Here is a 12,672-nt window from a genome sequence, read left to right as displayed (position 1 = left end):
AGACGAACATGCGCAAGTCATCCTGGTTGAAGCTCTCTGCGTGTCTGGTCATGGTCTGTTTATTGTCCGTAGCGAATGCTTCGGAAGGGCAGGACGAGGCCGATATTCTCAGAGGGCAGATCGACCGCATGCAGCAGCAGCTGCTGGAAATGCAGCGTCAGCTTGACGAGTTGCGTGCCGAGCGTGACGACGAGGAGCAGCAGCGCGAAGAGATGGAGTCGCGCCTGGCCGAGGTCGAAGACGCCGGCGCTGACGAAGAGCAGGTCAAGGAGATCGCCGCCAGCACCTACGACGAGAAGAAGTCGAACGAGATTCATGTTGGTGGCGCCGTTCGCTTTCAGTACAAGTACGAAGACTACTCCAAGCCGACCAAGCGCCAGGACGGGGTCTTCGAGATGGACACCATTCGCCTGAATTTCGACGGCAGCATCGGTGATGTCCTGCTTTCGGCAGAGTACCGCCACTATGACTACATGGACGTGGTCCATCATGCCTGGGTCGGCTATGACTTTACCGACTCGCTTCAGGGCCAGATCGGCGTCAACCAGGTGCCTTTCGGAGTCACTCCGTACAACTCGCACAGCTTCTTTTTCAGCTCGAACTACTACCTTGGCCTCGAAGATGACTACGACTTCGGCATCAAGCTGATTCACGATGACGGCCCGCTCAATCTGCAGGGCGCTTTCTATCTGAACGACGAGCACGGTGCAGGCGGCCCCGGCGGAGCGGAAAGCTACTCCTACAATATCGTCGGCACTCGTGCCCCCGGTGAGGACGCTTTTGCCGATCCGATCAACGGTGCTTTCGATAACAACATCTTCAACGCGCGTGCCGCCTATACCTTCGGTTACGACACCGATTACTCCACGGAAATCGGCTTGTCGGGACAGTACGGGGGCGTCGTTGACGGTTCAGGCAGCAATATCGGCGACCAGCAGGCTGTTGCCGCGCATCTGGTCGGCAACTACGGTCCGTGGAACCTGCAGCTGCAGGCCACCAAGTACGACTACCGGATGGATGACGGCTGGGATCGCATGGCCGTGGGCGCCTACGCCTTCTACGACACGATTGCGTCCAAGGCCACAACCTATACCGGCAACGTGGCCTACAGCCTTCCGGTCAACTGGGGCCCGGTCTCGAATCTGACCTTCTACAACGACTATTCACTGGTGACCGACAAGTCGGCCGACCTGGCCGACACCTGGATGAACGTCACCGGCGTTTCCGTGACCGCGGGTGGCCTGTTCACCTATATCGATCTGGTCATGGCGGAAAACCAGCCGTTCATCGGCGGCACCATGGACTCGCCCACCAAGAGTGGCACCAATACGCGGCTGAACATCAACTTCGGCTACTACTTCTGATTGGAGTGGGTTCATCAGGCCCGATGCCGCCCGGGGGTGCTGACAGCACCCCCGGGCGGCATCGGGCCTTTTTTCCTGCAAATGAGCTCGAACAAAGGGAGAACAATGCATGAGCAAGCTTGACGAAAGGGATCCGAAGCCAAGGGAAATACAACAGATCGAACGGATTTACGACACCGACTACGAAGTCGGCCAGGACAACGTCGAAGCCATGGGGATGGATATTCACCATCCTGTCTTCGTTATCACCGCGACGTTGATGGTCCTGTTCGTAATCCTCTCGCTGATCTTCCCCGATGCTGCCAATGAGCATCTGACCAATACACGCAACGGTATCCAGAGCATCTTTGACTGGTTGTTCCTGACGGCCGGCAACATCTTCGTGCTGTTCTGCCTTGCGCTGATTCTGCTGCCGTTTGGCAAGATTCGGCTCGGTGGTCAGGATGCCAAACCCGAATTCAGCTACCTGTCCTGGTTCGCGATGCTGTTCGCGGCCGGCATGGGCATCGGTCTGATGTATTTCGGGGTCGCTGAGCCCGTCAGTTACTTCAATAGCGCAGAAGGCGGTGGGCCGCTGAATGTGGGCCCCGGTAACGCGGGTGCTTCCCTTGGCGCGACCATGTATCACTGGGGGCTGCATCCCTGGGCGATCTATGGCGTCGTCGCGCTGTCGCTGGCCTTCTTCAGCTACAACAAGGGCCTGCCGCTGACCGTCCGCTCGGCCTTTTATCCCCTTCTGGGGGATCGTGTCTGGGGCTGGTTCGGCCATATCATCGATACCCTGGCGGTACTCGCGACGCTGTTCGGCCTGGCGACCTCACTCGGGCTGGGTGCCCAGCAGGCGGCCAGCGGGCTGGCGTTTCTTTTTGACATCGACGGTGGCCTGATGACCCAGGTTGCCATCATTTTCGGGGTCACGGTCATTGCCCTGATCTCCGTGGTTCGCGGTATCCATGGCGGGGTTCGTCTGCTCAGCAACACCAACATGTTCATCGCCGCAGCCCTGCTTCTGTTCACGATCATTGCCGGTGGCCTGGCCGCTTTTGCCTCCAACGTGGGCACGACCGTCCTGGGATACGTGCAATCCTTCCTGCCCCTGAGCAACCCTGTGGGCCGCGAAGACTCCGGTTTCTATCACGGCTGGACCATCTTCTACTGGGCCTGGTGGATCTCCTGGTCGCCGTTTGTCGGCATGTTCATCGCTCGCGTTTCGCGTGGCCGCACCGTGCGGGAGTTCATGACGGCCGTTCTGGTGGTGCCGATGATCGTGACCGTGATCTGGATGACCGCTTTCGGTGGTGCCGGCATTGATCAGGTCAAGAATGGCATTGGCGCCCTGGCCAGCGGCAGCAGCGGCACCTCGCTGGCACTTTTCGAGATGCTGGCCGAATTGCCGATGACGACGATCACGTCGTTTCTCGGTATCGTTCTGGTTCTGGTGTTCTTCATCACCTCCTCGGACTCCGGCTCGCTGGTCATCGACAGCATCACTGCCGGCGGCAAGGTCGATGCACCGGTGCCCCAGCGTATCTTCTGGGCTGTCATCGAAGGTGTCGTTGCTGGCGTTCTGCTGGCCGTGGGCGGCGACGCGGCCCTTACCGCGCTGCAGTCCGGTGCGGTCAGCATGGGCCTGCCCTTCGTGATCGTGCTGCTCGCCATGTGCGTCAGCCTGGCCAAGGGCTTGAACCACGAGCTCACCTTGATCAAGCTCGGCCGCGTCTGACGCGGCAACCCGCAAAACAGCAGCTGCAACAACAAGAAGAAACGGCCCCGCGACCGCAAGGCGCGGGGCTTTCCTTTTCTGATTCTTTGCCGGGGGATTGCCAAGCGCAGGAGCGCTGGCTACGATAGGCTTCATTGCGGGCGTCGTATAATGGTATTACCCGAGCTTCCCAAGCTCGTGACGAGGGTTCGATTCCCTTCGCCCGCTCCATCTTTGCCCCTGCTGCTGTTGTCATTGGATGGCAGTGGGGCTTCCACATCAACGTCCCACTTTCGGTGCTCTCAATAGGTCGCGGTTACATCCGCGACGGACGAGGTACCGGATCGACGCCAATGCAAGCAACGCATGACCAGACCCGCCCCGTCGTCCGTCGGGCACGTAGCCCCAACCTAGGCAGCCTACGGTCACATTTCGCAACACCTTGGACCCAGACCGTAGGTCGCGGTTACATCCGCGACGGACGAGGTGCCGGACCGGCACCAACGCAAGCAACGCGTGCCCAGACCCGCCACGTTGTCTGGCCGCGCCTCCGGCGCGGCCCGTCCAAGGCCGTGACCGTGGCTTCAGACCAGGGCTTCGGCGAAAGCCTGAACGGAGCGTTCCAGCGCTTCGAGGTCGTAGCCTCCCTCCAGCGACGCCACCAGGCGCCCTCCGGCATGTCGGTCGGCAATCTTGCGCAATTCCTGCCCGATCCAGAAGAAGTCCTCGTCCTTGAGCCGAAGCTGCGCCAGTGGGTCGGCGTTGTGGCCATCGAAACCGGCCGAGACCAGAACGAGCTGGGGCTTGAAAGCCGCCACCCGCGGCAGAAGCTCCGACAGCCAGGTGCCGCGAAAGGCATCGCTGTTGGCGCCGGGCGGGAGTGTGGCGTTGTGCACGTTGTCGGCCAGGGTTGTCTGCGGATCGCCTGTGCCCGGGTACAGCGGCGACTGGTGTGAGGAGGCGAACAGGATCTTGCTGTTGTCGGCAACGATTTCCTCGGTGCCGTTGCCGTGGTGGACGTCAAAATCGCAGATCGCAACGCGGCTCAAGCCGTGTGCGGACAAGGCACGCGCTGCGGCCAGGGCGATGTTGTTGTAGATGCAAAAGCCCATTGCGCGCCCGGACTCGGCATGATGTCCTGGCGGGCGGATCACGGCAAAGGCGCGCTGACAACGCCCCTGGATGACATGATCGACGCCGTCGCAGGTCGCGCCCGCGGCCAGCCGCGCGGCGCGCATCGAGCCGGGGCCGAACCAGGTGTCCGGATCAACGGCCTCGCGTTTGCCTTCGGAGTGGATGCGTTCGATGCGCTCGAGGTAGTGCGGGGCATGAGCCAGTTCCAGGGTGGCCGCGTCGATCGGCGTGGCCTGGCGAAAGTGGAGACTGTTCATGCGCTGAAGTCCGCGCATGGCGGCAGCCAGGCGGGCCGGGCGTTCCGGATGCCCATCGGGCGTTTCGTGGCCGGCGCAGTCCGGATGCGAAAAAACGCGGAGCACGAGCGGTCAGCCCTTTTTGCGCTCGTGATTCCACAGCACTTCGCCGGCGCCCGAGGCTCGGGCTACCGTACGCGCGATCACGAAAAGCAGGTCCGAAAGTCGGTTGAGGTAGCGGACCGCCGGCGCATTCACCGATTCGATACCGGCCAGGGTGATCAGGCGGCGTTCTGCGCGACGGCAGACCGTGCGCGCCAGGTGTGCCTGCGCGGCCGCCGGCGAGCCGCCGGGGAGGATGAACTCCTTGAGCACCGGCAGGGATTCGTTGAGCCGATCAAGCTCGCTCTCCAGCCGATCGATATGCCCGTCGGTGATCATCTCGCTTCCGGGGATGCAGAGCTCGCCCCCGAGGTCGAACAGGTGGTGCTGAATATCGAGCAGCAACCGAGCCAGTCTGGCGTCGGTCTCGGCGCGCTGGAGCTCGGCGATGACCACGCCGATGACCGAGTTCAGCTCGTCAACGGTGCCATACGCTTCGACTCGCGGGCTGTCCTTGGCTGTGCGTTTGCCGTCGCCCAGGCCGGTGCTGCCGTCGTCGCCGGTGCGTGTATAGATCTTTGAAAGTCGATTACCCATGGGGGGATTATAGTTTGTTGGCTGGTTGGCTGGTTGGCTGGTTGGAGAATTGGCGCCCGCTCGCTGCAGGTTCACTGGGGCTGCGTTAGTCTGTGAAGTGGGATTGCCGCTGGAGTCGAGCCATGACAGTCAAAGCCCTGCCATATTATCTTGCCAACCGCGCCGCGTTCGCCAACGAAGACCTCGAGGTGATCGACAAGCACACCGGCAGCGTCGCCTGGCGGGTGGCGCAGGCCGATGGCGCGGTTGTCGATGAGGCCATTGCCGCGGCCGTGAAAGCGACCCGGCCGATGGCCGAGCTGCCGGCCTATCGGCGGCGCGACATTCTGCTGCACTGCTTCGAGCGCTGCCGCGAGCGCGAAGAAGAGCTCATCGAGGTGCTGATCGTCGAGGGCGGCAAGGTCCGGCGTGATGCCAAAGGTGAGGTCACTCGCCTGATCGAGACGTTTCAGGTTGCCGCCGAGGAGGCGACCCGTATCGGCGGCGAGGTCATCCCGATGGATATCAGCCCGCGCACCGAGGGCTACACCGGCATGTGGAAACGGGTGCCGCTAGGCCCGGTGTCGTTCATCACGCCGTTCAATTTTCCCTACAACCTGGTTGCCCACAAGGTGGCGCCGGCCATTGCCGCCGGCTGCCCGTTCATTCTCAAGCCGGCGGCCAAAACGCCGGCCGGGGCGCTGCTGATCGGCGAAATCCTGGCCGAGTGCGATCTGCCCGAGGGCGCGTTTTCCATTCTGTGCGTTGATCGCGACGAGGCGGCCGGCTTCACCGAAGACGAGCGCCTGAAGCTGCTGAGCTTCACCGGCTCCGACCTGGTCGGCTGGAAACTCAAGGCGGCGGCCGGCAAGAAGCCGGTGGTCATGGAGCTCGGCGGCAATGCGGCCTGCCTGATCGATCACGACGCCGATGTCGACGATGCGGTCGACCGGGTGGTCTTTGGCGGTTTCTACCAGTCGGGACAGAGCTGCGTGTCGGTTCAGCGCGTACTGGTGCACGACGAAATATACGCCACTTTCCGCGACAAGCTTTGCGAACAGGTCGGCAAGCTATCCGGCGGCGACCCGCGTGACGAGGCAACCCGGGTCGGCCCCATGATTACCGAAGACGACGCCAAGCGCGTGGTCGACTGGATCGGGGAGGCCGTCGACGGCGGCGGCCGGCTGCTTGTGGGCGGCGAGCGCGAAGGCAGCAGCGTGCGCCCGGCCGTGGTCGAGAACCCGCCGGCCGACAGCAAGCTGCGCTCTGAAGAGGTTTTCGGGCCGGTGGTGACTCTGGAGCGCTTTGCTGATTTCGATCAAGCGCTCGAAGATATCAACGCCTCGCGCTACGGTCTGCAGGCGGGCCTGTTCACCCGCGATATCTCGAAGATCAACAAGGCCTGGAATCGGCTGGAGGTGGGCGGTGTGATCATCAACGACGTGCCAAGCTTCCGCGTTGATCACATGCCCTATGGTGGCACCAAGGACTCCGGGCTGGGCCGGGAGGGCATTCGCTACGCCATCGAGGACATGACCGAGATCCGCCTGCTGGCAATCCGCGATGTTTGAGCCTGCTTTTCACCGCTTCGACGACGATGAAACGGGGCGGTGAACCAGGGCCGGGCGGGTCTCGCCTGTCAGGGCACACAGGCCGCCTCGAAACGGTCATCGAACAGCCCCATCGAGCCGATGGCAAACTCGTTGCTCAGGGCAGTTTGAATGGCGGCATCCGACGAGGCGCTGCGCAGGCGCCACAGACCGGGTGCGTCGATGCTGAGATCATCGAACTCGGCCTGCCCGTTGTGGCTGCGCTTGCGCTTTGTGCCGGCCAGCGGCGTCAGTCTGCTGCAGCCTTCCAGCTCGACGGTGATGTCGCGCTCGTGCACCAGAGTGACGTCATTGCCGGATGAATCCACCAGCTGAACGCGAACCGGCTCCAGGTTCGAGCCGGCCTGAGCGGGTGCGGGCTGCTCGACGAACCGCAACGCTACCGGCTGGCCCGGCGCGGCCAGGTTGCGTCCCACCAGGGCAAAATCCTGCCGTGGGCTGACCGGCTGCCACGGCTCCAGCGCGTCTCCGGCAAGGTTGATGGCGCTGACGGTTACGGTCAGCGCCTGACCCGCATGTTGCAAAGGCGACAGCACGACGCCTTCGAGATTGTTCCTGATGTCGGGCACACCTCCAGCGACCGACCAGCCGCTGGCGCTGTCGATGTTGTTACCAAGGTATTCCTCACCGTTGACCGTAACGGACAGATCGAGATCGTTGACCCAGGCTGCCACGGTGCCGCCGGTGCCCGGGCCGGGGGCGTCGGTCCAGGCCAGCTGCACTTGAACAGGCTGCGAGGGATCGGCAATCGTGAAGCTGCCCGTCCAGGCCTGTCCGCTATAGGTAAAGGTGGTGGTCTGATCGATCATGGCTGTGGGCAGCCCGGGCATCAACGCCTGATCAAGCTGAATCCGCCCCCAGCCCTGTTTTCGATCAGGTCGATGATTCATCGGGTTGTTGTCGGCGTCGCGCTGGCCCGCCAGGTCGCGCGCGCTGGCGGTGAGCAGGGCCTTGGTCAGCGCCGGGCTGGGAAAGCGTCCGTGGTGAGAGCGGTACTGCTCGAAAAACAGAGCTGCCGCACCGGCCACCATGGGGGCAGCCATCGAGGTGCCGCACTTCAGCCCGAACGCGCTATCGGACGCCGAAAGGGTGCTATCGGTATGGCAGCCCGGTGCGACGATGTGCGGCACCAGCCGTCCATCGCAGGCCGGGCCGTGACCGCTGTTGTGGGACAGGTCAAGCATCGTGCTGCCGTTCAGGCTGCGCTGCAGTGCCGTGGAACCGACCGCCAGCAGGTTCTTGGCCTCGTCCGGTGAGCCGAGGGACGAGGGGGCACATTCGCCACCGCCATCCCCGTAACCATTCATGATCGCCCAGATCGGCAGAATGGGCTGTGCGCCGGGTGCCTGGGGCGCGGCATCGCGGGTGATCATGTCCAGCTGTCGCGTGGGGATGTCGTAGCCCTGGGGCAGACCGGCCGGTCCCCAGGAGCTGTTGGCAATCACCGCAGCGCTGGCGGCCGCTTCGCCAAAGATCGTCAGCATGGCGTCGGGCGCCATGGCGCCGTTGCAGGATGACTCGGGGCCAAGAAAGTTGCAGTAACGTTGCTGGACCAGGCCCGCCGCCGGCGCAATGCCCAGGCCACGCAGAAAGCCGGTATCGGTCACGCCACTGCTGCCCGTGCCGGCAATGGCCCCGGCGACATGCGTGCCGTGGCTGTCGTTGGCTTTGGAGCACGAGCTGGTTGACATGCCCAGGTTCTGGCAGGGGCGCATCCGGTCGGCCAGGTCGACGTGGGATTCGCGGATGCCGCCGTCAACGACGCTGACCCTCACGCCGTTGCCGTCGACATGCATGGCGGCGAGGTTCTGCGCAAAGCCTGGGTCGAGCTGGCTGATGTCATCATGATCGCCAATGAGAGACTGGCCGCTGAGCTCACCCCGCGACCCGCCATCGTCGGCTATGCGCTGCAGCGTCAGCACGCCGCGGGTCCGCGCCAGCTCAAGCCAGTGCCGGTTGGCGATTTCGAGCTCTATCAGCGTCAGCAGTTGCTCCGGGCTCGTGCGCCGCCGGATGGTGGCGCCCGCCGCGGTCATGGCGCTGATGATGCGTTTCTGCTCGCCCCTGTGTATCAGGGCCATGGCCTTGACCGTCCCGGTCGCGTCGGGGGTGCGGCTGGCCTGCGGCACGCGCATGATCGGTGGCAGGCTGCCGGCAAAACGCAGATGATCGAGTGTGCGCGCGGCCTCGACTGCCTTGGCGCGCCCCCACACGATGTAGCCGAACGGGGCGATGTACTGAACCGGCTCCAGGCCGGATTCCCGCAGACGCTCCAGCCACTGCGGACGGATCGGCCCCGTGAACTGGATCAGGTGCCAGTCGCTGCCGGGGCCGGGGCCAGTCCGCAGCCACTCCTCTGGCAGCTGCGGAAAGCCTTCAGCCGGGTCGAAATAAGCCTGGTCGATGCGCATGTCGAAGGGCCGCTCGAAACGGTGAGCTGGCCGGCTGCCAATGACTCGATTGGCCGTGTGCTCAGGCAGCCAGATGAAGTGGCCGTAGTCCATTGCCTCCGGCGGCAGCGTCTCACGCTGCAGAGCATGCGGTTGGTCGATACGCAGCCAGGCTTCAGCGGCCGCCGGGCCCGCGGCAGACGCCAGTGCGGACAGCAGGGCGGCTGTCGCCAATAAATTCAGTTGGATACGTGACAAGGACTGCCCCCTTACACAGAGTCGCGGCCAAGTCTAAAGGGATATCACGACCGTTGCCACTTGATTCCACTGCGGCCGAACCCAATTCTGTGGATAAGCCAAGAATTCACAAGGAAGTCAAGCCGTTATGCGAATGGATAAACTGACTGCCCGGTTCCAGCAGGCGCTGGGCGAGGCGCAGTCCCTGGCACTGGGGCTGGATCATGCCGTGCTTGAGCCCGAGCACCTGATGCTGGCGCTGCTCGATCAGGAAGGCGGCGGCATTCGCGGCCTGCTGTCGCGCTCGGGTGCGCAGGTCGATCAACTGCGCTCGACTCTGGGCAAGAAAGTCGAAGGTTTTCCCACCGTGACCGGTCAGGCCGGCCAGATCAACCTGTCCAACGACCTCGGTCGCGTGCTCAACCTCACCGACAAGATCGCAAGCAAGCGCGGTGACGCCTATATTGCCTCTGAGCTGTTCGTGCTGGCCGTGCTCGAGGCCCGGGTGGGCCTGACCGAGCTGCTCCATCAGGCCGGGGTGACCCGCCAGGCCATCGAGGACGCGATCGAGTCGGTCCGGGGCGGTGAGAAGGTCGACGACCCCAACGCCGAAGACACCCGCGAGGCCCTGCAGAAATACACCATCGACCTGACCGAGAAGGCCGAGCAGTCGCGCCTTGACCCCGTGATCGGCCGCGACGAGGAAATTCGCCGCACCGTGCAGGTGCTGCAGCGCCGCACCAAGAACAACCCCGTGCTCATCGGCGAACCGGGCGTGGGAAAGACCGCCATTGTCGAGGGCCTGGCCCAGCGTATCGTCAACGGCGAAGTGCCCGAAGGGCTCAAGAACAAGCGCGTGCTCTCGCTCGATCTGGGCGCGCTGATCGCCGGGGCCAAGTACCGTGGCGAGTTCGAGGAGCGGCTCAAGGCCGTGCTCAACGAGCTCAAGCGCGAAGAAGGCAAGATCATTCTGTTCATCGACGAGATCCATACCGTGGTCGGCGCCGGCAAGGCCGAAGGCTCGATGGATGCCGGCAACATGCTCAAGCCGGCGCTGGCGCGCGGCGAGCTGCACTGCGTGGGTGCGACCACGCTCAACGAGTACCGCGAAAACATCGAGAAGGACGCCGCGCTCGAGCGCCGCTTCCAGCGGGTTCTGGTCGAGGAACCGACGGTCGAGGACAGCATTGCCATCCTGCGCGGCCTGGTCGAGCGCTATGAGGTTCACCACGGCGTCGACATCACCGACCCGGCGCTGGTGGCCGCCGCGACCCTGTCGCAGCGCTACATTACCGATCGCAAGCTGCCCGACAAGGCCATCGACCTGATGGACGAGGCCGCCAGCCGCATCCGCATGGAAATCGACTCCAAGCCCGAGGCCCTCGACCGGCTCGAGCGCCGGCTGATCCAGCTCAAGATCCAGCGCGAGGCGCTCAAGAAGGAAACCGACGAGGCCTCGCGCAAGCGCCTGGCCGATCTTGAGGAACAGATCGACGAACTCGAGCGCGAGTACGCCGATCTCGAAGAGGTCTGGAAGACCGAGAAGGGATCGGTTCAGGATGTCACCCACCTCAAGGAAGAGCTCGAGCGCGCCCGCGCCGAGCTCGACAACGCGCGCCGGGCGCAGGATCTCTCGCGCATGGCCGAGCTGCAACACGGGCGCATTCCCGAGCTCGAACAGCAGCTCCGGCAGGCCGAAACCAGCGATGACAGTGACGAGTTCACCCTGCTGCGCAACAAGGTCACCGACGAGGAAATCGCCGAGGTCGTCAGCCGCTGGACCGGCATTCCGGTGTCGAAGATGCTCGAGGCCGAGCGCGACAAGCTGTTGAAGATGGAAGAGGCGCTCCACGAACGCGTCATCGGCCAGGACGAGGCCGTCACCGCCGTGGCCGACGCCATCCGCCGCTCCAGGGCCGGACTGGCCGACCCCAACCGGCCCAATGGCTCCTTCCTGTTTCTGGGCCCGACCGGCGTGGGCAAGACCGAGCTGTGCAAATCGCTGGCGAGTTTCCTGTTCGACACCGAAGACGCCATGGTGCGCATCGACATGTCGGAGTTCATGGAAAAGCACGCCGTCGCCCGCCTGATCGGCGCCCCGCCGGGTTACGTCGGCTACGAGGAGGGCGGCTATCTGACCGAAACCGTCCGCCGTCGGCCGTACTCTGTAATCTTGCTCGACGAGGTCGAAAAGGCCCACCCGGAAGTGTTCAATATCCTGCTGCAGGTGCTCGATGACGGGCGCCTGACCGACGGGCAGGGGCGCACGGTGGATTTCAGCAACACCGTGATCGTCATGACCTCCAACTTGGGCTCCGACCGTATCCAGGAGCTGCACGGTCAGGGCTACGAGGCGATGAAAGCGGCGGTGATGGAAGTCGTCGGCCAGCATTTTCGCCCGGAGTTCATCAACCGCGTCGACGAGCTGGTCGTCTTCCACCCGCTCGATCAGGCCCAGATCCACGACATTGCCGCCATTCAGGTCGACTATCTGCGCCAGCGCCTGGCCGAGCGCGATATCGGTTTCGAAATCACCGACGCTGCGCTGGATCTGATCGGCCGCGCCGGCTTCGACCCGGTCTACGGCGCTCGCCCGCTCAAGCGCGCCATCCAGAGCCGGCTCGAGAACCCGCTTGCCCAGAAAATCCTGGCCGGCGAGTTCATGCCCGGCGACACCGTGCGCGTCGACGCCGGGGAAGACGATCTGACGTTTGCCTCGCAGGCTGCGCAGCCGGCCGCGGCGGCCACCTGAGGTGAAGCGCCTGGTCGTCATCGGGCATGATCCTTCGCCCAATATCCGCAGGCTGACCCAAGCGGTTGTCGATGGCGCTGAAGACAGCGCCGTCGACGGGGTGCAGACCCGGCATGTGCGGCCGCTGGAGGCCGACGCGGATGACGTGCTCGTCGCCGACGCGGTCGTGTTCATCACCCCGGAAAATCTCGGCTACATGGCCGGCGCGCTCAAGGATTTCTTCGACCGCAGCTTCTATTCGCTGCTGGGCCATACCGACGCCATGCCGTATGCCGCGCTGATCCGCGCCGGCAAGGACGGCACCGCCACGCGCCGGGCCATCGAGAGCATCTGTGGCGGGCTCGACTGGAAGCCGGCGCAGGAGATGGTGATCTGCCGCGGCGACTGGCGCGACGAATTCGTGGACCAGGGTCGCGAACTTGGCCTGGCCATGGCCGCCGGCCTGGAGCTCGGGGTTTTCTGACCGCTCCGGGACTGGGCCCGGGACCGGGGTCGTCCTGGCGGGCACTGCCGCAGCACTCCGGCACTTTGCGGCATACTGCAGCCATGGCAGACGTCCGGAATGAATC

At 64.0% G+C, this 12,672-nt stretch carries 8 protein-coding genes and 1 tRNA gene; 6 read left to right on the top strand and 3 right to left on the bottom strand.

What is annotated here, in order from left to right; genetic code table 11:
• The first annotated feature begins 8 nt into the window (after positions 1-8).
• The 3 genes from ACEWQ0_RS05765 to ACEWQ0_RS05755 all read left to right on the top strand — a co-directional run bounded on the left by ACEWQ0_RS05765 (position 9) and on the right by ACEWQ0_RS05755 (position 3,297).
• Complete coding sequence (locus ACEWQ0_RS05765; protein ID WP_476484788.1) at positions 9-1,364, top strand: carbohydrate porin; 1,356 nt, start codon at positions 9-11, stop codon at positions 1,362-1,364.
• Between the two features lie 109 nt (positions 1,365-1,473).
• Positions 1,474-3,087 carry a BCCT family transporter gene (locus ACEWQ0_RS05760; protein WP_476481524.1) on the top strand — a complete coding sequence of 538 codons (1,614 nt, stop codon included), beginning with the start codon at positions 1,474-1,476 and terminating at the stop codon, positions 3,085-3,087.
• 136 nt (positions 3,088-3,223) lie between these two features.
• Positions 3,224-3,297: transfer RNA gene (locus ACEWQ0_RS05755), tRNA-Gly, on the top strand.
• Between the two features lie 353 nt (positions 3,298-3,650).
• On the opposite strand, the gene ACEWQ0_RS05750 is transcribed toward ACEWQ0_RS05755, so the two are convergent.
• A complete protein-coding gene (locus ACEWQ0_RS05750) occupies positions 3,651-4,562 on the bottom strand; it encodes a histone deacetylase family protein (RefSeq protein WP_476484787.1) in 912 nt (303 codons plus the stop codon).
• Between the two features lie 6 nt (positions 4,563-4,568).
• Positions 4,569-5,135 (bottom strand): cob(I)yrinic acid a,c-diamide adenosyltransferase, encoded by a 567-nt coding sequence (locus tag ACEWQ0_RS05745; protein WP_476481526.1) that lies wholly within the window; start codon positions 5,133-5,135, stop codon positions 4,569-4,571.
• A 122-nt stretch (positions 5,136-5,257) separates the two neighbouring features.
• Between ACEWQ0_RS05745 and ACEWQ0_RS05740 the strand changes: the two genes are divergently transcribed.
• On the top strand, positions 5,258-6,685 hold the full coding sequence (locus ACEWQ0_RS05740) for an aldehyde dehydrogenase family protein (protein ID WP_476484786.1): 1,428 nt from the start codon (positions 5,258-5,260) through the stop codon (positions 6,683-6,685).
• Between the two features lie 68 nt (positions 6,686-6,753).
• Here ACEWQ0_RS05740 and ACEWQ0_RS05735 read toward each other — a convergent pair whose 3' ends face one another.
• Positions 6,754-9,348, bottom strand: a complete 2,595-nt coding sequence (locus tag ACEWQ0_RS05735; RefSeq protein ID WP_476484785.1) for a S8 family serine peptidase — start codon at positions 9,346-9,348, stop codon at positions 6,754-6,756.
• Between the two features lie 157 nt (positions 9,349-9,505).
• Here ACEWQ0_RS05735 and clpB point away from each other — a divergent pair, with 157 nt between their 5' ends.
• Both clpB and ACEWQ0_RS05725 read left to right on the top strand, forming a co-directional pair.
• The gene (clpB, locus tag ACEWQ0_RS05730) at positions 9,506-12,103 is read left to right on the top strand and encodes an ATP-dependent chaperone ClpB (protein ID WP_476481529.1); all 2,598 of its coding nucleotides are present in this window, start codon (positions 9,506-9,508) and stop codon (positions 12,101-12,103) included.
• Between the two features lies 1 nt (position 12,104).
• Entirely contained in the window at positions 12,105-12,566 is a 462-nt protein-coding gene (locus tag ACEWQ0_RS05725) for a flavodoxin family protein (RefSeq protein WP_476481530.1), read from the top strand.
• The last annotated feature ends 106 nt before the right edge of the window (positions 12,567-12,672 follow it).

This window comes from Wenzhouxiangella sp. YN9, assembly GCF_056324165.1.
Note: the sequence above shows the minus strand (reverse complement) of the source record. Positions and strands in the feature narration are given on the sequence as shown.

Bases quoted from the DNA above. Each gene is read 5' to 3' on its own strand.
- ACEWQ0_RS05765 (WP_476484788.1), top strand. From the start codon at position 9: ATGCGCAAGTCATCCTGGTTGAAGCTCTCTGCGTGTCTGGTCATGGTC.
- ACEWQ0_RS05760 (WP_476481524.1), top strand. From the start codon at position 1,474: ATGAGCAAGCTTGACGAAAGGGATCCGAAGCCAAGGGAAATACAACAG.
- ACEWQ0_RS05745 (WP_476481526.1), bottom strand. From the start codon at position 5,135: ATGGGTAATCGACTTTCAAAGATCTATACACGCACCGGCGACGACGGC.
- ACEWQ0_RS05740 (WP_476484786.1), top strand. From the start codon at position 5,258: ATGACAGTCAAAGCCCTGCCATATTATCTTGCCAACCGCGCCGCGTTC.
- clpB (WP_476481529.1), top strand. From the start codon at position 9,506: ATGGATAAACTGACTGCCCGGTTCCAGCAGGCGCTGGGCGAGGCGCAG.